Genomic DNA, 585 nt, shown 5'->3' on the forward strand with positions numbered 1-585 from the left:
TCTGCTCAAGGCCGTCGCCGCTTTCGCGATTGCCAACGGTGTTGCTGCCAAGGACGTATTGATCAGCGGCCACAGCCTCGGCGGGCTTGGGGTTAATAGCGTTGCTGAATTGAGCGGGGACAACTGGGGCGGCTTCTACAAGGATGCCAATTACATCGCCTTCGCCTCGCCGACCCAGAGCAGCTCCGGCCCCCAGGTGCTCAACATCGGTTTCGAGAACGATCCGGTATTTCGCGTGCTCGACGGCACCACGTTCAGCACGGCATCGATGGGCAAGCACGACAAGCCGCACGAATCGACCACTGACAACCTTGTCAATTTCACCGACAACTACGCTTCCACGGCGCAGAACCTGGTGCCATTCAGCATCGCAAATCCGCTGAACTGGTCGGCGCACAGTTCCCTGGGCTACGCCGGTGGCTTGAATCGGGTGATCGATTCGGCGTTCTACAACCTGACCGAGCGCGACTCGACGATCATCGTCTCCAATCTCGAAGAGGCATCGCGGAGCAAGACCTGGGTCGAGGACCTGGGCCGCAGCGGCGAGCCGCATAGCGGCAGCACCTTCATCATCGGCACGCAGAG

1 pseudogene is annotated in these 585 nt (G+C 60.5%); it reads left to right on the forward strand.

Annotated features, from left to right (window positions below):
• Positions 1-585: pseudogene (locus OQK_RS01400) on the forward strand (polyurethanase); the annotation flags it as partial.

The sequence above is a fragment of the Pseudomonas sp. R62 genome (genome assembly GCF_000257605.1).
Taxonomy (GTDB): Bacteria; Pseudomonadota; Gammaproteobacteria; order Pseudomonadales; family Pseudomonadaceae; genus Aquipseudomonas; species Aquipseudomonas atacamensis.